The sequence below is a fragment of the Halorhabdus tiamatea SARL4B genome, assembly GCF_000470655.1.
Classification (GTDB): domain Archaea; phylum Halobacteriota; class Halobacteria; order Halobacteriales; family Haloarculaceae; genus Halorhabdus; species Halorhabdus tiamatea.
Window position 1 is genome coordinate 148,051 of sequence record NC_021913.1, and the last position, 22,916, is coordinate 170,966.

A 22,916-nucleotide genomic window follows, 5' to 3' on the forward strand; every position below is an offset into this window, starting at 1 on the left:
GATCGTTGTCAGTTCCCGTCAGTCAATGGTTGCAAGCACTCGAATATCCGTGTCAGAATGTCGTTCTCGTTCCGTTCGTGCCCCGTGTTCTCGAAGGAACGAATCGATTCTGTCAGCTAACGCTTCCGCATCCGGCTTCTCGACGTGTACGATCAACGTCGGATACTCCGGATCGCTATCGTCGATGACGATCGAGACTTCCTTGAATTCGTCTGGTTGCCTGTACGCATCGAATTCGTTGGCGACCTGGTCGGCTAACTCATCAAGCTTATCGGGTGATTTTCCTGTCATAGATGGATTGCTCTAAATTTGGAAATCGATTCGAATGCGTAACGAACTCTACTTCTCCTGTATTTTGGCACCACCTCTATCTCTAGATAATTTTTACAGAGAGTCAGGACCGTCGTTCTGTGGTTGCTGAGGACAAGAAGTGAGTTATTCCAACTCGATGGCTTTGCTTGCAGCATCAAAAGGGACGTATAGAAGACGAGCTGGAGCCGATTCAGGAGTTCGTCGGGGATCTTCGCAAGATCCTCTTTGCTGGCAGCAGTACTATATTTGGGCCGGAACCGTCTGCCAGTTGCAGTTTATCAAGGGGCTTACCGCGACAAATGTGATCCTTGCGCTGTGTCTTCAGCTGGTCGTTGCCATCACCAACTACGAGCGAGGAAACGAACTGGGCTGTGAGAAGCTATGAGATGGATTCTATGACACGCTCTACAAAACTACCCAGCTACTGTGGCGACTTTGTTGACTTCTCTCGGTTATCGAGGAATTGATCACACCACGTCGGAAAGGAATCCATCGGTCCATTTTCAGTTACTGTCCCATCGCCTGCAATCCGGGTAAACACGCCGTCCCGCCCCCACGCACACACTACTGACTCTTGGTCTTGATCGGGTCGAGTTTTCGTGAATTCCGCGAAATCGTTCTGAAATGTATCGTTCATAACATGGAGGGAGCCGTGACACCCTGAAATCAAGCTACGTCTGGCGATACACCACGGCCGAATCAGACGAAACTGGCTGAATTCACACTCAGCTTTGAACGTTAGCGTCGGCTGTTGAGTGAACGAAAAGGTGATCGATCTCTTTCATAAGGTCATCGACGCCACGATCATCGTTGTCTCGAACCCACGAGAGCAGGTTGTAAACGGCTTCCTTCAGGGAATGTTCGAGGTTCGCTCGAAGCGATGACGCTTTCGAGCGAACCGTCCCCAAGGCTCTCGAATCGGGATCAAGACGAACGAGACTGTAGGCAGCCATCAGAAGGTGCCAGTGCCGACTGGCACCTTCGTCAGTCTGCATCTCGCAGTCTCCCAAGCCGAGATCCTGCTTCGAGTCCTCGAAGAACGTCTCGATGCGCCACCGCATTCCGTAAGAGCGAATCACGTGCTCGGTCGGTGCGTCGATCTTGTTCGTGGCGAGGTATTTGACCGGGTTCTCTTCGTCTTCGTCAGTTTCTTTCTCGGCGATGACCAGCTTCACGTCTCCCAGTTGGGAGACGGGAAGCTTCTTCGTCCAGATGTGGTAGGTCTCGTCCTCAACGTTACGTTCGACGGTGTCGATGCGCTCTGCCAGCGCATCGACGCTGATCTCTTCGCCGGCGTAGGTTCAGTCGATCACATCGGGTTAGAGGAAGTGTCTGCTTTGGGAGGATGTGCAAGAACCCGAAGCAGACAACGAGATAGAGGAAGAGCACCTGCTTAATTTTGTCGTCAACAGCCTTGACGAGGAGCTTGCGATAGATCTCGGCGAAAACGTCGAAGTCACCACGGAGAAGCTGTATGAGGTCCTCGCCGGCGCCAGCGCCGGCGGGACCTCGATCAACCACGTCTGCGAAACGACAGACGACTCACCGCACGCCAACACTGTCCGGGGACATCTCACCGATCAGTTCGACCTTGACACTGTTGAGGTAGTTGGAGACGCGCTCTTGCAGCGAGATGCACTTGAGACACTCCCAGATCGACCGGTGGAGGTCTGCGCAGACCTCCACCTCGATCCCTACTACGGTGATGAGGACGAAACCGAGGCTCTGTACTCGTCGCAGGCCAAACGCGGAACAACGACGTTTCACGCGTATGCGACGCTCTACGCGCGGGTACGTAACAAGCGGTACACACTAGCGGTTCGCCAGCTCGTCGCTGGCGAAACCACCAGCGATGTCCTCGCTGAGTTTCTCGAACTCCTCGACGGCCTTGACCTCGGTGTCAAGGCCGTCTACCTCGATCGCGGATTCTACAACAGTACCTGCCTCGGACTGCTGTACGCGCACAACTACGCCTACGTCATGCCGATTGTCAAATGGGGTGAGACGATTCAAAACGAACTCAGCAGGGGCTGGAGCCGCGAGATCGAACACGATCTCGCTGGCGAGGTGACCTTTCCCGTGTTCATCGACTGCGTCTACCAGCAGGGACGATACGACGAACACGGGGTGGCGCGTCACGGCTACGCCGCTGACGCGCCGTTTATCGACACGCCGCGGGATGCCCGAGAGCATTACAGCAAGCGCTTCGGCATCGAGTCGAGTTACCGCTTAGCCAAGCAGAGCCTCGCATTCACCAGCTCTCAGGACGCTGGTCTACGGCTGGTGATGTTTGTCGTAAGCCTGCTGCTCCAGAACAGCTGGCGGTATCTCCACTGGAAGTACGTGGCGGCGCCCCGCCGCGGGGGGCGCCGCCTCTGGAACTGGTCGTTCACAGAGTTCTGTGAGATGGTGCTGCGGGCCGCCTGGACAGCGCTCGGTGTGCGCAGGGCTGTTCCAGCGAACCAGTCACTCGACGACCGGTTCTTCCGGTAGCTGTCCACCGGTCCGGAGAGCGGTCGTGAGTGGCGACACTGTCGCGTCGGCGGCAGTCCGCCGCCGACAGCGACGGTTCATCCCGAAGATTACGCTCACGAGCGCGCTTCGAAGACGCTTCACGACCAGTTCGATCTGATTCACCGCCATCAGACAAGATTACGCGGCCGCCGATGTGATCGACTGAGGTTACCTGTCGGTTGCTCCGGAGCGGGCCGATCCAGTCGTTGCCGTAGGATTCGATGTGTTCGACGAGGGTAGAATCGTGAGCGAACCACGAGTCGAAGAGGTAGGTGTCCGCCGGGACACCTACCTCGTCTTCGAGTTCGGTGACGATCTCACGGGCGAGATCGTACTTAGTGTCGTGATTTTGGTCGTTTTCGTCCTGTTTTTCGTAGAGGCGGAAGGTGAGTGGGTAGGCGGTTTTGTCGTCAGCGTAGAAGGCGTAGATGATGTCTTGGCCCCAGACAGTGTCACCTTCAGCGTGATCGTAGAAGTGGCCGACGCCGGGGACTTCGTCCCCGGCTTTCTCGGTGATCGTGTCGTCGAGGATGATGTAGCCATTTTTTGACCAGCGTGTTTCACCGTGTTTTTGGAGTTCTTCGAGGCGTTCGTGGTTGAATTGCTGTTCGTCCCAGTTGTACTCGGTGAGGAACTTGTTGAGAGCGCGTTTGTCTCCAGCTGGAAGGACTTCGCGTGCGATGCCTGCCACGGTCTTGTTGCTGGCTGCAACAAGACCTGTGGCGTAGGTTTTCGCGTGCTGACGTTGTGCGGGTGACAGCGACTCGAACTCGTCGAATACACGCGTGCACGACAAGAAGTCCGTAATCGGCATCATCCGTGTTCGCTACTGCCTACGTCACGATCCTACTTCAACGTTCAAAGCTGAGTTCACAGTTAACACCGGCTGAACTTGGGGTCGTTCGGGCACACGCCGAGCTTCGGCAGTGCTACCAACAACCTGCTTCCCAAGAGTGAAATCCAAAATTAAATCCTGCTACCGCAATGAGGGGTTAATGACTCCCCTCCTGACCATGGTCAATCAAGAGAACGATATTGACGACGTTTTGAATGAGTTGATCCCTGAGACAGAACCCGGATCAGACTCCTCTACTGAGACGACAGCGTTTACTGGTACGGATTTGGAAACAGCCAAGCAGTCAGATGCAGCTCCTGAACCAGCGGACAACACAGAGGGGTTCACCATCGAGTATATGCGATTTGAAGCCCCAACGTACCATCTCACCTATGAGGGTGTTGAGAAAACATTCTGCGGCCGCGACCTGAGCGACATTGAGTACAAGAGTACGACAAACGAACCAGAATTACTCGATCCGTGCGATCTCTGCCTGCAAATCAAAAACCAACTCTCTGAAGAAGAGCAGATCGAAAAGATCCGTGAAGAACTGAGTGCCCAGATTCCTGCGGTGTCTGAACCGACAGAGCACCCCCTGCAATTTGAGCGAGACGAGGTAGCGGGACTGATGAAGGCCATACCTACGACGCTCGAGACGGAGACGGGCGACCTAGCTGATCTGCGCGCTCAACTGAAACTAGCTATTGAGGGGGTTGGTGAGGCCGAAGGCGATCCAGGACAGTTCACTAATGCCGAAATGAGGGCCTTCGAGGCGGCGCTCGACGGGGATGGTCTGATCTCCTCGCAAAATAACGTATACATCTATACACGGTCGGGACTATGCAAGCGAACTGAGCTGAGCGAATTCTCTCGACAACGACGGGGTGGAAAAGGAGTGATCTGTTGTGAAGTGGATGCTGAGGACGCAGTCGAGAAGGTGCAGTTGACTGATCCACGCAAGCAACTATTGGTTCTGACAAACCACGGCCTCATTCACCAAGTGAAAGCAAACCAGATCGCCCCAAAAGAGCGAACTGAGCCCGGTGAGCAGATCCACGAATTCCTGGATTTCGATCCCGATGAAAGGATCCAAGCAATCCTCCCGATCGAGACAATCTCAGAGGGGCTGTTTCTCACACTAGCGACGTCTGACGGTCACGTCAAACGGACGGCGACAACGGAATTCAGCAATATCCACCGCGGTGGAATTCAGGCTGTTGAATTGGAGGGCGATGATCGGATCTGTGATGTAACTCTGACGAATGGATCGATGGATATCCTCCTTGGCACAAACCAGGGACGAGTCATCAGATTCGATGAAACGGAAGCGCGAGAAATGGGGCGACCGGCACGTGGCGTTCATGGCATCGAGTTAGCGGCTGATGACCATGTCGTAGGACTGACCACGGTAGAGCCAGGACACGATGAAGAGATTCTGACAGTAACGGCAAATGGCTACGGCAAGCGAACAGCCGTCGATGAGTACAGGACCCAGAGTCGGTATGGCTCCGGCTTGCTCGACATAGTGACTGATGATCGGAATGGTCCTGTCGTCGATATCACCCGCGTGCAGCCTACTCACGATATCGTGCTTGCTAGTGGGGACGGACAGCTCATACGCATCGGCGCGGACGATATCTCACGTCTCGGTCGGAATACGCAAGGTGTTCAGGTGATGGATCTTGATGATGGCGATCGTGTGTCAGGAGTTGCGACCTGCGGGGGTACGGAGTAGCGGCGTGAGTTAGACGTCGAATTCCGAAAGCAGCTCGTCAATCTCGTCCTGTAGCTCATCGGACGTCTCTGCAGTGTCCCCGGAGACGCGCTGGCTATCGGACGCTTGATCCGACTCTGTTGTTGTCGCTGACGTGTCGTCTGCGGATTGGGAGGACTGATCACCCTGGTCATGGCTAGCATCATTGGGCCGGCTCTGACCGTCGGGTTCCTCGTCACCCAGTTCGATCTGTTCACCCAGCTGTCGGACAGCTAGATCTTTCGTACTGCTGAGCCGTTTCATTGCCTCTCCTGAATCAGTGGTCCACAGTTTTAGGCGGGCCTCCTCGAGTTCGTACCAGTGGCCCGGATCCCAATCGACTTCCACGTCGTGAACTTCCCAGATCTGGAGGGCTACCTTTGTATCAGCCACGTCTTGGACTTGTAATTCCGCTTGTTTCCGCGGTCCAGGGGACTCGTCACTTGCGATAACTTTGACAAGGATTGGTTCCTCCAGACGCCCCTCTGTCGATACGTCGGCTATCGTGGTCGACACGGTTGGCTGGGGTGTCGAGCTCTGTTGAGGGGTGGCATCGTTTGACTCCAACCTCGAAGCTGGTGTTGTGTCAAGTACATCGTCTAGTGCCGTCGCAAACGACTCAAAATACTTCGCAACAGTTGAGCTGCTAATCTGGGCCCGCGCATCAAATGCGGCCCGTGACGGTCGCTCGCCAACCTTGTCGGCAACGCGCTGGATTTCATCGATAAGCTGTTCTTTCCGGTCAATCCCGGCCGCCTCAAGTGCGTTCTCCCAGGAACCGAACTCGGCTCTAATCTCTTGCACAGAAAAAGATCCCTCTTGGCGGAATGTGGCGGCCTTGAACACACCCTCTACCTTGTCGTTCAGCGCTTGCAGTTCTTCGATCATCGCCACCCGTGACAACTGATCTTCATCCGAGTCGGTTTCCAACTCGATGTCGCTTAGACACTGTTCTTTCGCTGCCGACCAACTGCCGAAGTAGCTTACGTACGGCGACGGACTACACCGTCCGTGCGAGTGCATCTCTGATTGTGTGGGTGGGTGGCCCAGTTTTGAGGCGACGCGTTGGAGTTCAGTCGATAGAATCGCTCCCTTATCGATATCCGCCGCTGACAACGCCTCATCCCACGAACCGAAGGTATCGATGATTTCGCTTGCCGAGTAGGCACCATCAGTATTCATGTCCTGAGCGCGGACGTACAACTGACTCTCTTCTTGCAACCGGGTGAGCTCGTCAATGTAATTCTTCTTGGTGGTTTCTACTGACCCGCCAGTTGTCTCGTCCGCGTCTGACTTGTCGTCTGTGGACTGATCTTGTGAGGGAGTTGAATCGGGCTCCGACGTGTCTGTGATCCCTGCCGCTCTTAGTGCATCATCCCAGGATTCAAAATACGTTGTGTGAACCCCTGAAGAATACCGCCCATGGTGTTCCATATCCGTCGTCGTCGGTTGGTCTTTGGCCTCTTCAGCGACACGTTGAATATCACGGATCAGCGCTGCTTCTTTATCGATCCCAGCCGCAAGCAGTGCCTCATTCCACCCACCAAACTCATCATAATACTGGTGAGGCCCATATGAGCCACGCTCGCGCATTTCCGGTGTTAGTGGAACACGCTCTATTTCATTTGTCAATCGATATAACTCATACAGGAGTTCGGCGCGAGTGGGCGACTCTGTATTTGTCGCACTTTCAGACTCATTTTCTCTGGCAGTCTCGAATGTGTCTGCAATACTTGTAATCTGCTGGTTGACAGCGGTATACCGCTCAGATAGTTCTGACGGAAGGTCCGCAGGATCGTCAGTAGCCATCTTCAAATTAAGTCGGGCTTTTTCTAAGGCTTCGTTTGCAGCAGTCGTCGATTGATTCTCGATTGCATCCTGGGCTGTCTGAAGTGCTGATTCAGCCGCACTCAAGTGGTGGACAGTTTTTGAAACCGTTCGACTGCCCTGCGAGTCAGTACGACCGTGCTCTCTGACTCCCCGCGTGTGGTCTTCCATCGATTTTTCCTCTTTAGGAGTAGTGACCCCGCTGCGGAGTTTATCGATCCAATTGTCAGACATCTACACTGAGTATACTAAGTTTGGCAGCACGCCAGTGTAATATGTTTTTATTCGATGCTGACATGACTGGGGATGGCCATTGCTGTCTTGTGTCTTTGAGGACCATTCACCGTATCTTATGGTCGGAGGGTAGGGCTTCCACGTCGCGTGTCGATGGCAGAGGAGGCGAATCATCTACGGGTAACACCTTAGTGTGCGGTCGTTCAAGCTATCATAACGGATATGCAATGAGTGCAACCTTGCAGAAGCCGGATTGGGTCGAAGCGAGGGCATACCAGCGACGGGCCATCGCCAGCTGGCTAGACAACGGTGGACATGGAATTCTCCAGATGGCGACAGGAACTGGAAAAACGGTTACAGCATTGCAGGCTGCGACAGAATTGGCACAAAGGCTGGACAACCGTCTGGCGCTGTTTATTGCAGTACCCTATCAACATCTTGTTGATCAATGGGCAGAGGATCTCGATGATTTTGGAACTCAACCGGTCTTAGCGTACCAATCGCGGAAACAGTGGCAAGAGCAACTGGAGCGCGAGCTAGTCGAGTTCAACATGGGGTCACGTTCCTCCGTCGTCGTTATCACCACGCACGATACGTTTGCCATGGAGCCGTTCCAGGCAGCGATAGATCGGGTTTCGGGTGTCGAGCGGATGCTCATCGCTGATGAGGTACACCACCTCGGCGCGCCACACCGCCGGGACGCACTGCCGGAATCGATCAAATTGCGGCTGGGTCTCTCGGCGACACCGAAACGGTGGTATGACGATGAGGGCACGGCTGACCTCTTTGACTACTTTGGCGGTGTCGTCTTCGAATACGGCCTTGAACAGGCGATCGAGAACGACGATCTGGCCGAGTACTACTACGTTCCCCACGTTGTCGAACTCACGCCGGACGAAACAAAGCAGTATATGGCACTGTCTCGGGCGATTGGAAAACTCATCTCGAAAGTCGAGGGCGACTTGAGCGACGCAGACCTCCAGGGCCACCAAGAACTGAAGCAATTGCTATTCAAACGCGCCCGGCTGATCGGGACCGCGGCAAACAAACTCGAACGCTTGGAATCGCTCTTGAGTCAGACAGAACAGGTGAAACATACACTGGTTTACTGTGGGGACGGCTCTGTTGATGACTCAGTCAGTGGTGAAACGAAGCGGCACGTCGATGCGACTGTCACCCGTCTCCGTGACAATCTCGATATAAACGCGCACCGGTTCACCGCCCGTGAAAACCAGGCAACGAGAGAGGAACTCCTCACTGAATTTGAGCGTGGCGATCTCGACGCCCTCGTTGCTATTAGGTGTCTTGACGAAGGGATCGACGTCCCCGCCACGCAAACGGCCTACATTCTTGCGAGTTCCTCAAACCCGCGCCAATTCGTGCAACGCCGGGGACGGATCCTTCGCACACATCCTGGCAAAGAGTATGCTGTTATTCACGATTTTATCACGATCCCCCAAACGGAGATCGATCCCACACTGCTTGATGATGATCAGTTCAATGCTGAGCGGAATTTGCTTCGCAAGGAGCTCGAGCGAGTCGCGACGTTCGCTGGCGCGGCACGAAACCATCCGGATGCCGATATTCAGGGGATTCCATCCAGTAGCGGTCCGTTTTCGCTACAAGAACTAAAGCGTCAATACAATCTATTACAAATGTGAATGTTTCCTAGAAGTGTACGTGTTTACCCCGAGGTCTCGACAGCCGGCACAGCGTGAGCCCGTGAGATCATTTCATTGTTGCTGACGACTCGACGAAGCTCTTCGTATGGATTGCGTCCCTGCTGGCGCCACGTCGCCAGCAGGGACAAGACCGTCTCGTGAACGAACATTCCTCGTTCATTACGGAGCGTTCCGATGATTTTCCGGAGAACTACTGGCTCCCGAAGCGCGTTCTCTGCGGCATTGTTTGTCGGAGAGACCGCTGGCTCACCGACGAAGGTGAGCCAGTGGTCGAGACCTCCTTCGATCTTCCCGAGCAGTGTTGCCACTGGTCCGTCGGGTACTGACCGGTCAATCAGCGATTCAAGCTCTCTTCGCGCCACACGCTGGAGGTTTGCTCTCTCACGAGGACTTGGGTCGCTCTCCAGCCGGGCCTGGAGAGCGACGTATACCTGTCTGAGAGCCTGGTAGATCGGTTCACCTTCCGCCTGCTTTTCCGCGGCGTCTTCAGCCTCTCGAAGAATGTGCGCCCAGCACCGCTGGAGGTTGCTGCTGAAAGCTGGGTACGCCGTCCACCCGTCACAGACCACCGTTCCCGCGAAGTCCTCGCCGAGGACTTCCGCGGGAACATCACTTCCACGACTCTCCCTGACCGCGTACAACGTATGTTGGACGGTCTGAAACGTCCAAATCCATGCCTGTTCACCGTCGCGTTTGATGCCTGTCTCGTCGATGTGAACCACGTCAGCATCCAGAATCTCTTGACGGATCTGCTCGTACTCACAGCGACCGGCGCGTGCAGCGCGCTCGGTCGCGTGCCACGCGGATGCACCCGAGAGTTCGAGTCCGTGTAGTTGCTCGAAGCGATCAGCGATCTTCCGGTAAGGAAGGCGGTGATCGTACCGTGACAGAGCTGATTGAGCGATGACGTTCACCCCGAACTGCCCCTCATCGGGGCAGTCGGGGTGAGCCGCAACTGTCTCTGTTCCACAGGAATCGCACTGGTAGTAGTGGCGGTTGTACCGGGTGATCTCTGGGGGCTGCGGATCAGGGATCTCCTCGACGAGTCGGGGGCTGACGCCCACCGACTCGTCGAAGTGGTCGCCACACTCGGGACAACGGTCACAGGTGACTTCGATTTCTTCGTCGGGATCAGCTGTAGAACGCCACTCCGGATCGTGACCGTCTTTCCGACCGGGAGTGCCACCGTCAGTTCGGAGATCGTCGTCTTCGTCATCTTGCGAGGTCGGGGACTCGTCGGTCCCCGACCGTCGCTTGCTGGGTGGAGTGTGCGGATTCTCGTATTTGCGAAGACGTGTTTCGAGTTCTTCGATCCGCTCGTCTTTCTCTTGTAACTTCTCTCGAAGCTGTGCGTTCTCTTGTTCAACCTCTTCGACTCGTTGTTCAAGTTGTAAAAACCGGGAGAACAACTCCTCTTTGGTGAGATTATCTCTGTTCAAAGATCCCACCTTCCAGTACAGACAGCAGAGGCAACGGGATGGGCTCCACGACGGAGCCCATCCCTGAGGATCATCACGAACCTCTGCTGCCAGTTCATACAGCCCAACTTATGCGCCTCCTATGAGACAGCATCGAAATCAGTTCGGGCTAAACACATACCTAGAAGTTTATTCAGGCTGGTGGTAAAAGGGTTAGATATGGACGACTCGGTTAATGTTGATGATGAGACTCTAGAGGTGGTGCGGGAACGCGTTTTGGAGGCAGAAAAAGACCAGCTCCATCTACGAAAGGCACAAGGGATCATTCCCGACATTAAGCAGATTATTGAAGAAGAAGTCCAGTAATGAAACTCAAGACACTCACTTTCGAGAACTTTCGACAGTTCCGTGAGGGACAAATTGAGTTCTCGACCGAAGCCGACAACAACGTAACGGCCATCCACGGCCAAAACGGTGCTGGGAAATCGACAATACTCAATGCTTTTACCTGGGCTTTGTATGACGAAGTCAACTTCGACACTGGTCATGACCATCTAGTGAACCAAGGGGCGATGGCTGAAGCTGAGACGGGTGAAACAATCCGTGTCGCGGTCACGCTCGAGTTCGAACACGATGGCCAGGACTACGAAGCGATCCGGTGGGCACAGTACCAGAAGGAGAACAGTGCGGACCTTCGGGGCAGCCGTATGGATTCGGGGGTAGATGTGACCTGCTGGGACAGCTCTGGGGTACGATCGACGCCAAGTAACCCTGAAAACCGGCTTCGCCAGATCCTCCCTGAGCGACTCAGCAATCTCTTCTTTTTCGATGGTGAGGATATCGATGAGCTCGCTGGGATCGACAATCAGGAACAAATCAAAGAGTCGATCCAGAATATCATGGGCCTCACAATCTTGGAGCGGTCAATCCGCCATCTGGAGGATGTCGAAAGCCGCTTCGAGTCGGAAATGCAGGAATACGGCAGCGACGAGCTATCCGATTTAATCGATCGGAAACAGGAGCTCAAACAAAAAACCGAGGACAAAGAGCAAAAGCAGTCTGACACGCAGCAGATCATCAAAAAGCTCGACGGCGAGATTCGAACCATCGAACAAAAATTATCCAAGTTAGAGGAGACGGCAGCGCTACAAGAGCAGCGTCAGGAATACGAATCCAAGAAGGAAGATCGAGAAGCAGAAATCGAAGAGATCAATGACAAAATTCGGTCGAAGATCTCTGACTCTGGATTTCTAACCTTCGCAATGCCTGCGATTCAAGATACAGCGCAGGACATCGATGAGCTCAGAGAGAAAGGGCTCATCCCGTCAGAACTCAGCAACCGGTTCGTCGACGACCTGCTTGATCGGGGCGAGTGTATCTGCGGGAGGCCGTTGCAACCGAATACTGACCCATACAGTGCCGTCGATTCCTGGAAATCGGAGATGAGTAATGAAGGAGTCGATCAGGCGGCTCTGCGGCTTATCGCGCATCTTGACCAGATTTCGGAGCAGCGGTCGACGTTCTTCGAGGAGATCGAATCTCTCGTCGATAAGCGAAAGGAAGTCCAGAAGGACGTCGACCAACTCACAGAGAAAATTGACGAAATCGGTCGCGAACTGGAGGAGATGGACGCACCAACCGGTCGGGACCAAGAAACGCCCCAAGAACTTGAACAAGCTCGTAAAGAGAAAGAACAAGAGCAGCAGGCGGCGCGTCACGAGGCGGCGAAATTGGAACAGCAAATCGAGGATATTCAGGAGAAAAAAGAAGAAGTCGAGAGCGAGATCGACGAGGCACGGGAGAAACAGAGTCAGGCCCAGACTGCGCGCCGGCGATGGAAGGCAGCGCAGCTCATCCGGAAGGAACTCGAAGCGTCATTCGAACAATTACAAGATAAGGTTCGCGAATGGGCCGATCAGTTGATTGACGAGACTTTCACTTCGATCGCGGCACACAAAGACCTCGAAGCTGAAATTACCGACGAATTCCACCTCAAAATCTGGAAGGAAGTGGGGAATCAGACGATCGAACTTGAGAAATCAACCGGTGAGCGCCAGATCGCCAGTCTCGCCTTTATCGGCAGTCTCGTCAGCATCGCAAAGCAGCGCTATGAATCCGACACCGATTCACCCTATTTCACTGGTGGTATCTACCCGATTGTGATGGACTCCCCGTTCGGAGCACTCGACAAAGATCACCGTCGCCATGTCGGGCAAATCATCCCGGAGTTGGGAGAGCAAGTTATTGTACTCGTGACCGACTCACAGTGGGACGGGCCAGTTGCTGAAGAGATGGAACGGATTGCAGGTGCACAGTACCAGCTGGACTTTAATCCTGGCGATGGGACCAAGACGTATCCCGAAACCGAGATCGTTAACGAGCAAGCTGCCACAGCTACAGGAGAGTGAGTATGACGAACGCTACCGAAGTCAGAGAGACCTACGAGAAGAAACCAGTCTACGAACAGCTTGTCGACGAGCACGATGTCTTTGGCTCGTATGTGGACTTTTTCATGTTCGCAGCGAGTCTGGGATTTGCGCGCGATGAGAAAGAGACCGACTATGGCGGCGATAACGAAATGCTTTGGATGCATCTTGGCAATAAAGATCTGTACCGGGCAACGGCCGCAGCTATCGCCTATCAAGACACCGATGATCCGGAGGCGTTGGTCGATCCCAGCCGGCAACTGGAGATCTTAGCGCAGTACGCAGCTGGTGGGGCCGAAATTGCACAGGAGGAGTTCGGCGACATCAAAGGGGATCCGACTGACACTGTCCTCAACTTCATTCAGTCGAACCATGATCCGAATACCCAGGAGGAACAGGACTCGGTCCTACAAGAAATCATTAGCAGTTTTGACGAGGAGATGTTGGATGCAGAATCCTCGTGAGATCGCACCACAGTATGTGGTGGCGGCCGAGTCGCGCCGGCAGCGAGCTAGTCTGATTCCCAGCGGCCGTGAGCATACTTAATCATGTCTCTTGCAGAAACTCTCCGACAAATTCTTTCGGCGTATCCAACCCCGAGTGAACTCGGTGCTGACGAACAAGCCCGAAGTGTCTCGAACTTCCCGGAACTGCAGAAATTAATCAGCGAGACGGTTCCTGCTGCGATTCAATCGGCACTCGCTGATCAAGTCGATGGTGAGTTCGAGATCGCTGGCAACTACGGCCAGGGAACACTCGCACATATCCCGTCTATCGCAATATTTCAGCCCGACGAGACAGACACGACAAAGCGTGGCATCTTTGTGGTGTATCTTTTCGATCCTGTCTCCGAAACCCTGTACCTTACGTTGAACCAGGGGGCGACCGAAGTGGATCAGATTTCTGGCCAAGGCTTTGACCCTGCACCAAACGATATTCTTGATCGGCATGCGCAACTGTATCGCGATCACCTACCGACTGACCGACGGTTTACAGCTGAGGCAGCGACCCTTTCTACGGAGTTGCGTCGCAGCGAGCCATACAACCATGGGACGATTTGTTATGCCCGATACGATTTAGACGATCTTACTGACACCAAGCAAGTGGTGACTGATCTCACATGGATTGTCAGCGCATACGAGACGCTTCTGGACCGTCTCTATAACTGGCCCAATCTCGAACTCGATACCCGTGATGTCGTGTTACTTACGCCACCAAGCGAAGAAGCGTGGTTCGGGTGGCGGACGCATGGCGTAGCAACGTTAGAGCCACCAGAGGACGAAACACAGGGAAGTCTGACACAGGAGCAGATTCACACGTTTGAAAAGGTGATCTCTTCGGGTGACGTCTTGCTCGCTGTGCGGCCAGGCGAGCCGGCGCCAATTCTTTGCGGCATCGGGACAGTGACTGTCGGTCATGGGGGAACCCTCCAATCCGAAGTTCGAGAGCAGGTCGACGAGCGCTTTGGGCTCACAGAAGACCGGTTCATTCGCTGTCACTGGGCATCCTTGGGTGAGCCCGGGGTACCAATCACAGTCGTCGGGGACGAATCACTGCAGCCAACAGCACCACTCCGTCAGCTCTCCCAGTCACTCGGACAGCGGACCCTGGGCGCTGCAGCTCGTCGAATGGCTGTCCTCAAGGGTGATGTCACCCCGGAAGATGTCTTAGCAGAATTCCTCGAGACACTTGATCTCCCAACGCCGTCCAAGTACTCGCCCGGGGACGAGCTTGATGATCCGTCAGTGTCTCCGTCGGCGCCATACTATTGGGTGGACCAGACGGAACAAAGCGAGCCGGATCCGACAGCCATTCTCCAAGCGCCGCGCGATGAGTCACCGGCCCACGATTTGATGAAGCTCTCGACAGGTGATACACTCATCCATTATGAGGATGGGGCTATTGTCGGCTATTCGACGGTTGAGGGGGCCGCATACTACCATCGTGATGCCCAAGAGCGGGAGTATCGGCGTGTCGAGACCGCATATCAGGCATTCGAACGCCCAATCGATCTCGCCGAGATCTTCAGAACACTGCGTCACCGAGCACCATCTGAGAGTGACCTGTACCCAGTGCAACCGAACGGGGTGCCCCACGATGGATATCTCTACAACCTACCCGAAAACGTGGGTACGTTTATTCTCGACCGTGGCCGTGCTGCGGAAGGTGGGGTCAAACGCCTGCAGAATCGATTGCAGACCCCGTCGATAGAGATTGATCTCAACGCACTCCCACTGTACTTTCCTGGCGGGGAAGAAGCCCGATTAGAACGGCAAATCGAAGCGGCATTATCCTCAGGCCAGCACCTCATCTTCACTGGCCCCCCAGGAACCGGCAAAAGCCGGCTCGCTCGGGCTGTCTGCGAAGCCGCACAGGAGCAGGCGACTGAAGAGTGGATGGATGGCTATACCTTCACAACAGCTACTGCTGAGTGGACCACGTTTGATACGATTGGTGGATATGTTCCCGATCCCGAGAGCGAGAGCGAACAACTCGTGTTCGACCCGCGACTCTTTTTAGATTGCTTTCGAGCCGAAGATGGAACGCTACGGAATCGGTGGCTAATCATTGACGAACTCAATCGGGCTGATATCGACAAGGCGTTTGGACAGCTCTTCTCAGTCCTGGCAGAGGATTCCGTTACGCTCCCGTACAAACAAAACCGAGAGACTAGCAAGGATCTCAGGATCGAATGGGTCGACGAGACAACTCCCGAGAGTGAACTGGAGGCAATCGCAGTCAATCAGGACCGGTATCCTGTCACACCCGCGTGGCGGCTGATCGGGACGATGAACACGTTCGACAAAACCTCGCTGTATGAACTTTCCTTTGCCTTTATGCGGCGGTTTAGCTTCATCCATATGGGCGTCCCGGAGATATTTATAGACCAAGAAGAGAGAATTGTCGGTGGTGACCTACTCAACCCGGCAATGGGGCCCAATTACGCAACTGTCTGGACGGGCGACGACGATGCGCTTTGGGCCGTGCTGAGCGATCATTACGCGGAGCTGGAACTTATCTGGGCTATCGTCAACAAACAGCGATCGATCGGCCCAGCCATCATTCGCGATATTGCTGAACATGTCGCTGCCTTCGAGGGGGGCGATCGGTCGGCAGCGCTGACATCGGCTCTGGTTAACCTCGTGTTCCCACAGCTAGAAGGGCTGCGATTGCCAGATTACCAAGAGTTTCGAGATGATCTTGAAACCGGCGGCTACGTCCAGTTAGAATCCGAAGACTCGCGGGAGCCAATTGATCTTGCTGTCGATGTCGACTACCTCTGGCGGACTGCCGTCGACATGTTCCAGCTCCAGCCTGACCGGTGATTAAAGCATGTCGAAGACCGCACCGGATAAGCTCACATCGCTTGTGGCTGAGGAACTCATCACCTATCTCGGTAGTGGAGAACTCAATCGGTATCGGCTAGCCAAGTCAATTGACTATGGCGACCTGAATATCGCCGACCTCAACCAACTCAAAACGCTCCATTTTGTGTTGTCAGATGCTGTCTACAAGTTCGTTCAGAAACTTCCTGAACGACTCCGCCGTCTCAAAACAGTAAACAAAAGAGAGCAAACGGTAACGCGAAGCGAGGTTCGTGGCCGAGTCGATTGGTCCAAAACGCGACAGCGCCGGTATCGGACAGGATACAATAATCGGACTCTGTTCGTGGTTGATATCCCTGAGGTAGAATACGACATACCTGAGAATCGGGTGTTAAAGAAGTTCCTCGCATCCATTGCAGAGCCACTGCGAGAAGATGTCCTTTCACTTGATCAGTCGTGGGCCAGTCACTGGCCCCAGAATCGGATTCTGCGACTTCAGCGTCACCTTCAACAGAACGTGTATCTCAAGCGCCTCCCTGATCCAGCCGATATATCGTTATCACGCCGAGATTTGACTGCCGCACGACAGTCGCGACAGACACTGTATTCAGAGGCCGAACGGCTCTTGCAACTCCACCAAGACTTCCTTGATGATCGAGATCGGCCGGAAGTGCGTGAACTGTTGGAGTCAACTCTTGTAGTTCCAACCAGCGACGCGCGGCTCTTCGAGTTGTTTTGCGTCTTCGCGATGATACGCCGGCTGCAAGCACGGTTTTCCGGGCTTACGATCCAGCGAATTCAACCTGGCATGGAGGAGCTAGCCAAACTCGGGAGCAACGAGCAGGAAATTGCAATCTACTACGATCAGGGTGGTCCACTCAGTTTCTTCGAAGAGTACCCACAATCTGAGACGCTTATGCGCGAGTATGACGTGCCTGAGGCACTCCACCGTCAGGTAACAGCGGTCGAAACACAAGCTGATCAGTTGCAGCACTTCCTGGGACGATCGTCGCAGGAAAGCTTCTACGGAGGGCGTCCCGACTTCCTCATTCTTCGAACGCCATCGAGCCAGGCGAGTGACTCTCCAGCAGAGGTCGTAATTGGTGAGATTAAGTACACACGGTCTAGACGAACATTCGCAACTGGACTTCGAGAGTTACTCGAGTACTTGTTTTTCGCTCGGAATGGTGATCACTACCTCCTCGATCGGCACGGCGAGAGTACCCTCAACGTGTCGGGGGTATTGTGTACTGACGGCGTGGACACCAATGCAGACCAAACGGATCTAGTGCGCCACCTCTCTACAGACACTCTCTTAGAGGCGTTTGAAACTTAGCTCCCTTCCGATGGAAGCACCAGCGACTGCTTGCGAGTTCGTTACTGGCTGGAAAAATAACGGTGCTGGGCCGTCGTGGCTCATTTTCTGAATCTGTACGTGTTTAGCCTCGGCTGATTTCGCCACTGTCTCATAGATGGCGACACGCGAGTGACACATGGTCCATCAGCAGGGATTGAGTATGCTTTCTCAGGGATGGTCTCCGAGTAGCGGAGACCATCCCGTTGGCCCTGCTGTCATCGTTCAGAGGTGGGAGCGGTGAACGAGGACGAGTTCACCAAGGACGAACTTCTCTCACGGTTTCTCCAGATGGAGGAACGGATCGACGAACTGGAGGAGAAACTTGACCAGAAAGAGGAGCGGATCGAAGAACTCGAAACACGCCTCCGGAAGTACGAGAATCCACACACTCCACCCAGTAAGCGACGGTCGGGGACCGACGGGTCCCCGACCTCGCAGGACGACGAAGACGACGATGTCCGAACTGATGGCGGCACTCCTGGCCGAAAGGATGGTCACGACCCAGAGTGGCGCTCTCCGCCCGATCCTGATGAAGAAATCGAGGTCACCTCTGACTGTTGTCCTGAGTGTGGCGAACACTTCGACGAGTCGGTGGGCGTCAGCCCCCGACTCGTCGAGGAGATCCCTGATCCACAGCCACCAGAAGTCACCCAGTACAACCGCCACCGCTACCAGTGCGACTCCTGTGGAACAGAGACCGTTGCGACTCACCCCGACTGCCCCGATGAGGGGCAGTTCGGGGTGAACGTCATCGCGCAATCAGCTCTGTCACGGTACGATCACCGCCTTCCCTACCGGAAGATCGCTGACCGCTTCGAGCAACTGCATGGACTCGAACTCTCGGGCGCATCCGCGTGGCACGCGACCGAGCGCGCTGCGCGCGCCGGTCGCTGTGAATACGAGCAGATCCGTCAAGAGATCCAAGATGCTGACGTGGTTCACATCGACGAGACAGGCATCAAACGCGACGGTGAACAAGCGTGGATCTGGACGTTTCGGACCGCCCAGCACACGTTGTACGCGGTCAGAGAGAGTCGTGGGAGTGATGTTCCCGCGGAAGTCCTCGGCGAGGACTTCGCGGGAACGGTCGTCTGTGACGGGTGGACGGCGTACCCAGCTTTCAGCAGCAACCTCCAGCGGTGTTGGGCACATATTCTTCGAGAGGCTGAAGACGCCGCCGAAAAGCAGGCAGAAGGTGAACCGATCTACCACGCTCTCAGACAGGTGTACGTCGCTCTCCAGGTGCGGCTGGAGAGCGACTTGACAGTCCGTGAACGAGCAAACCTCCAGCGGGTAGCGCGAAGAGAGCTTGAATCGCTGATTGAGCGGTCAGTACCCGACGGACCAGTGGCAACACTGCTCGGGAAGATCGAAGGAGGTCTCGACCACTGGCTCACCTTCGTCGGTGAGCCAGCGGTCTCTCCGACGAACAATGCCGCGGAGAACGCGCTTCGTGAGCCAGTGGTTCTCCGGAAAATCATCGGAACGCTCCGTAATGACCGAGGAATGTTTGTTCACGAGACGGTCTTGTCCCTGCTGGCGACGTGGCGCCAGCAGGGACGCAATCCATACGAAGAGCTTCGTCGAGTCGTCAGCAGCAATGAGATGATCTCACGCGCTCACGCTGTGCCGGCCGTCGAGACTCCGGAGTAAACACGTACCTGAATCTTTAGGATATTCTTCCAACTCTTGTTTGAAAGCCGATCAGTTTGAAACGATAATATCAGTATCGCCGATATCTGTCCGGCAACTCGCGTCACTAATAATGCTTCTTTATCCCTCGATTTTGAAGACCCTGAAACGGCCTCGATACTGCTAACGACCGATATCTGAAACCGTGTTCTCGACGATTAAGCGCACGCTCGGCGACGCCGTGTGTGCGCGATCCTGGTACGGCGAATTTCGAGAACCCGTCCAGATGTTTGGAGTTCACAACATCAAGCAGGCAGTAAACAGTGAAATCAAGCTACGTCTGACGATTCACCACGGCCGAAAGAATAATTGACCAGAAATACAGAGTCTAGGAACCATCATAAGAACATTTTCAACGCCATGGGGCCCCTCGCACTGACGATTCCCTTTAATTAGAATGGACTCATGAGCTGTCAGCTAGTTTTCCTCAAAATTCTGGCGAAAGCAGCGGCATCTCAGCGAAAATCTTCGAACGTCCGCTGGCTTTCGAAGGGGGAGAAATTCGTGACGATGATGTCCGTCTTTCCGATGTTAGTTCGCTTCGTAGAATCGCTGTTGATCATCCGTTTTCCCCTAGCCGTTGTCTTACGGAACGACTCCGGGAGGACGTCTTCTGAATACAGCTTCTCAACGTAGTTTTCCTTCTCTATTTCGTTTTCTTTATCATTCGCATTCGTGATCATGACGTACGCCCCCCGTTCGTCGAGTTCAAATGCTAACTGTTGGAGTTCCTTGTGCCGTTCGTAGTCAAATCCGCCGGGGTGATATTTTTCGAAACTCCCTGTCTTTCGGACTGACGGGTACGGTGGGTCGAAAAACACGAGATCGCCTTCTTCGACGTGGTCCCGTACGAATGTAAAATCCTTTTTAGTTATTTCTGTGTTCTGTAGAATCCGGTGTGCCTCTCTAATCCGCCGTTCAAGCACCGATACTTCTGTCCACTTTGATCCGACAGGCACATTGAAATCGCCTTCTTGATTCGTCCGATAGAGACCATTGAAACAGGTCCGATTAAGAAACAACAAGAGGCTGGCTTCACGAAGAGGGTCCTTACACTTGTCTGGCCCTTCACGCAATCCGTTAAAGATGTCGCGTTTGTCGTAGTAGAAATCACTCCCATCGCCCTCACCCTCGCGTCGCTGTTTGTATTTTGCATCAAACTCCTTATTCTGAGAGATAATTTGCTCAGGATTACGCTTTATTTGGCGGTAGAAGTTTATCAGACGGGGATTGATGTCGTTAATAAACCCATTGGTGGGCTGAAGAGCGAAAAAGACCGCACCCGCTCCGAAGAAGGGCTCAAAATATCTGTTAAATTGAGAGTTTGATGGGAGGCGACTTAGAATTTCATCTAGCATCGACCGCTTTCCGCCAGCCCATTTTAGAATCGGTTCGGCCATATACTGTTCTTTCGTGGGCTGCCAATAATATGCTTGGAAATCCCGTGGGGATTCACTCAAGTGATGATTCTATGAGGTGTCGGATTTCTTCCCAAACGAGATCGTCGCCAGCGGTGTGTGGTAAGTTGAGGTTCCCACACAATTGTGATCTTGGTAGATCGAGAATCTTTGCACCTCGTTCCTCCTCTTCCTCTTCGTCATTGAATACCAAGAATAACTCGGCAGTCTCCGATTGACTTTGATCCTCAGACACCGTCTGTGATGATTCTGCAATCGGCTGCTCAGTCATCCCATCGATTTCCACTTCGTGATCGCCGTTCTTGATATCGGCCGGTGTGCTCGGTAGGTGCTCGGGGAGCTCCTCGACTACCGACAGCTTTTGTCCTCCATGGTTTTTGAAATACTTTTGATATCGAGGCTTTTGCCAGGCTTCAAGATCATCTGAATGTCGAAAGGCGTTTTCCATGTGGATCCGCGCAAGCTCATTGATGCGTCCTGCCACCTTGTGCGCATCTTTTTCGAGGCATTTTGGCGGAGCTTCTTCAATGGCAACCAATTGGTCGAGCCCTCTGTCGCTCTCTTGTGCCAATTGCGTTCGATACGCCGGGCGTTTCCCTTTTGGCAGGACTTCATCACAACGAATTCGCAAGGTCGCATGAGCCTCGGCTGTTTGCCGGAGAGCACGTATTTCTGTGAGATCAGTATCTGGTCGGTGAGAAGAGACGATTCGTTGGCGATCTCTATAATCTTGAGTCTTCACATCTCCCCCGTTCGCCGCTACGGCTGAATCAGCATCATATGGCTCAACAAAGGCGCGTGGAACTTTATCGGCGTCCAGCTCGTAATAAGCCTGAGCAACCCGTCTTAGCCAATTGTAGACGCCCTTTGTTTCATCTGTCCCCCGCATGATCGGGTTATGTTTATCTATTGATGACTTTTGAGTGTCCCAAGGGAGCTTTTGCCCATCTGCTTCGGTCTCAAGTTCCACAATAATACGTAACCGGTCATGTCGGGCATTGAATTTCCCAATTCGTTCTTGGCCGTCACCGAAGCCGCCTTGCGCATCACGAGCGCTCGAAACGACTTTCCGTTTTTGGATATAGATATCGGTTCCTGCAGAGTGTGTGTCTTTCTTGTGCAGTAATCCTACCGTAATGTGGAGTCGGACAGGCGCTTCAAGATGGTCAAAATCCAATTGGATATCTTTGTAGCGACGCGGGAAGAGACCATCAAACTGTGAAAATGCCCACTCTGGTACGCCATCCGGCGTGACCGGCTCCCCATCTACCAAAATTGTTAGATCAAAGTCCTCATTGCGCAATTCCTGCATTTCATCGCTCAGGAAGAGATTATACGCTTGTCCTAAACGCGTACGTAGTCCAGCCGCTGTCTCTTCACTCCATTCATAATTCAAATCTTCGATACAAATTTCTGTCACACCCGGCTCAATTTCTGCATCGGTATGGAGTGATACTGACCAATCATGATCGTCTTCGAACCAGCTTTCATCGATTCGATATCGCCAGCCGTTTTCATCGCTGGGGTGGTGTGATCGGATTGTGAACGGCACACCGAGATTAACTAAGCTCTTCTTCGCACCGACACCAAATGTCCCGATTGAACCCCCATTTTGTTTGGCGGTTTGGCCGAGACCGAATAACATCGCTGCTTCATCACGTGGAACACCACCCGTATCGTCGCGAATCATGAGTTGTGTCCGTGCCTCTTCTTGATCAACAGAGATTTCAATTTTAGCTTCATCAGAGCGATCAGACGCTCGCTTCCACGCGTCCAGCGCATTGTCGCATAGTTCGAGTATCGCAGATTCAAGAGTTACGTCTGATTTCAGCGCAGTGAGGGCCTCCTTAGTTGGAAGCAATTGTGCGCGCTCCTTTCCACGCATTTGAGACATTATGACTCATACCGAGATCGGAGGTCCATTAAGCTTTCCGTCCTAGTAGATGAAGGGAGCGAAAATCGCCCATCGTAGGCAGGTCTTATAAAATACGCATCATTAATTTTTAAGCAGATAGTAATTGGACGGGCTCACTCATTTAATATCCCTTATTAAAAATACTTATTGCAATGATACAACAGTTCTGGTGGGATACTCACCATTCATGTCATCGGCATCCTTCCC

Annotated in this window: 15 protein-coding genes and 2 pseudogenes; 10 read left to right on the forward strand and 7 right to left on the reverse strand. The window is 53.8% G+C overall.

What is annotated here, in order from left to right; translation table 11 throughout:
- Positions 1 to 18: 18 nt before the first annotated feature.
- Positions 19 to 291 (reverse strand): hypothetical protein, encoded by a 273-nt coding sequence (locus HTIA_RS14520; protein ID WP_008524956.1) that lies wholly within the window; start codon positions 289 to 291, stop codon positions 19 to 21.
- A 746-nt stretch (positions 292 to 1,037) separates the two neighbouring features.
- Positions 1,038 to 1,613: pseudogene (locus tag HTIA_RS14525) on the reverse strand (IS701-like element ISHti12 family transposase); the annotation flags it as partial.
- A gap of 46 nt (positions 1,614 to 1,659) precedes the next feature.
- On the opposite strand from HTIA_RS14525, the gene HTIA_RS14530 reads away from it, so the two are divergent.
- The gene (locus tag HTIA_RS14530; RefSeq protein WP_044951360.1) at positions 1,660 to 2,805 is read left to right on the forward strand and encodes an ISH3 family transposase; all 1,146 of its coding nucleotides are present in this window, start codon (positions 1,660 to 1,662) and stop codon (positions 2,803 to 2,805) included.
- Here HTIA_RS14530 and HTIA_RS16055 read toward each other — a convergent pair.
- Positions 2,702 to 3,643: an IS701 family transposase gene (locus HTIA_RS16055; RefSeq protein WP_242401930.1), complete on the reverse strand. Its 942-nt coding sequence runs from the start codon at positions 3,641 to 3,643 to the stop codon at positions 2,702 to 2,704. The genes HTIA_RS14530 and HTIA_RS16055 overlap by 104 nt on opposite strands.
- A gap of 178 nt (positions 3,644 to 3,821) precedes the next feature.
- Between HTIA_RS16055 and HTIA_RS14545 the strand changes: the two genes are divergently transcribed.
- Complete coding sequence (locus HTIA_RS14545; protein WP_008528631.1) at positions 3,822 to 5,396, forward strand: DNA gyrase C-terminal beta-propeller domain-containing protein; 1,575 nt, start codon at positions 3,822 to 3,824, stop codon at positions 5,394 to 5,396.
- Between the two features lie 9 nt (positions 5,397 to 5,405).
- Here the strand turns inward: HTIA_RS14545 and HTIA_RS14550 are convergent, their stop codons facing one another.
- Entirely contained in the window at positions 5,406 to 7,412 is a 2,007-nt protein-coding gene (locus HTIA_RS14550) for a homing endonuclease associated repeat-containing protein (RefSeq protein ID WP_148291000.1), read from the reverse strand.
- Positions 7,413 to 7,702: 290 nt separating this feature from the next.
- Here HTIA_RS14550 and HTIA_RS14555 point away from each other — a divergent pair, with 290 nt between their 5' ends.
- Positions 7,703 to 9,136, forward strand: coding sequence for a DEAD/DEAH box helicase family protein (locus HTIA_RS14555; protein ID WP_008528629.1), 1,434 nt, complete (start codon positions 7,703 to 7,705; stop codon positions 9,134 to 9,136).
- A gap of 23 nt (positions 9,137 to 9,159) precedes the next feature.
- Here HTIA_RS14555 and tnpC (HTIA_RS14560) read toward each other — a convergent pair whose 3' ends face one another.
- Positions 9,160 to 10,605 (reverse strand): IS66 family transposase, encoded by a 1,446-nt coding sequence (gene tnpC / locus HTIA_RS14560; protein ID WP_008528725.1) that lies wholly within the window; start codon positions 10,603 to 10,605, stop codon positions 9,160 to 9,162.
- A gap of 189 nt (positions 10,606 to 10,794) precedes the next feature.
- Between tnpC (HTIA_RS14560) and HTIA_RS16715 the strand changes: the two genes are divergently transcribed.
- From HTIA_RS16715 to HTIA_RS16060, 7 genes and pseudogenes are all read left to right on the forward strand, one after another.
- Positions 10,795 to 10,941 carry a hypothetical protein gene (locus HTIA_RS16715; protein WP_158413131.1) on the forward strand — a complete coding sequence of 49 codons (147 nt, stop codon included), beginning with the start codon at positions 10,795 to 10,797 and terminating at the stop codon, positions 10,939 to 10,941.
- Entirely contained in the window at positions 10,941 to 12,983 is a 2,043-nt protein-coding gene (locus HTIA_RS14565; RefSeq protein ID WP_008528584.1) for an AAA family ATPase, read from the forward strand. The genes HTIA_RS16715 and HTIA_RS14565 overlap by 1 nt, the downstream gene beginning before the upstream one ends.
- A 2-nt stretch (positions 12,984 to 12,985) precedes the next feature.
- Positions 12,986 to 13,465, forward strand: coding sequence for a hypothetical protein (locus HTIA_RS14570; protein ID WP_008528583.1), 480 nt, complete (start codon positions 12,986 to 12,988; stop codon positions 13,463 to 13,465).
- A gap of 84 nt (positions 13,466 to 13,549) precedes the next feature.
- On the forward strand, positions 13,550 to 16,327 hold the full coding sequence (locus HTIA_RS15530) for an MrcB family domain-containing protein (protein ID WP_008528582.1): 2,778 nt from the start codon (positions 13,550 to 13,552) through the stop codon (positions 16,325 to 16,327).
- 7 nt (positions 16,328 to 16,334) lie between these two features.
- On the forward strand, positions 16,335 to 17,663 hold the full coding sequence (locus tag HTIA_RS14580; RefSeq protein ID WP_008528581.1) for a hypothetical protein: 1,329 nt from the start codon (positions 16,335 to 16,337) through the stop codon (positions 17,661 to 17,663).
- Positions 17,664 to 17,972: 309 nt separating this feature from the next.
- A complete protein-coding gene (gene tnpC, locus HTIA_RS14585; protein ID WP_008528744.1) occupies positions 17,973 to 19,337 on the forward strand; it encodes an IS66 family transposase in 1,365 nt (454 codons plus the stop codon).
- A 166-nt stretch (positions 19,338 to 19,503) separates the two neighbouring features.
- Positions 19,504 to 19,689, forward strand: a pseudogene (locus HTIA_RS16060) (hypothetical protein); the annotation flags it as partial.
- Between the two features lie 142 nt (positions 19,690 to 19,831).
- On the opposite strand, the gene HTIA_RS14590 reads toward HTIA_RS16060, so the two are convergent.
- The gene (locus HTIA_RS14590; protein WP_008528658.1) at positions 19,832 to 20,776 is read right to left on the reverse strand and encodes a DNA adenine methylase; all 945 of its coding nucleotides are present in this window, start codon (positions 20,774 to 20,776) and stop codon (positions 19,832 to 19,834) included.
- Positions 20,777 to 20,828: 52 nt separating this feature from the next.
- Positions 20,829 to 22,679, reverse strand: coding sequence for an ATP-binding protein (locus HTIA_RS16065; protein WP_158413132.1), 1,851 nt, complete (start codon positions 22,677 to 22,679; stop codon positions 20,829 to 20,831).
- Between the last annotated feature and the right edge of the window lie 237 nt (positions 22,680 to 22,916).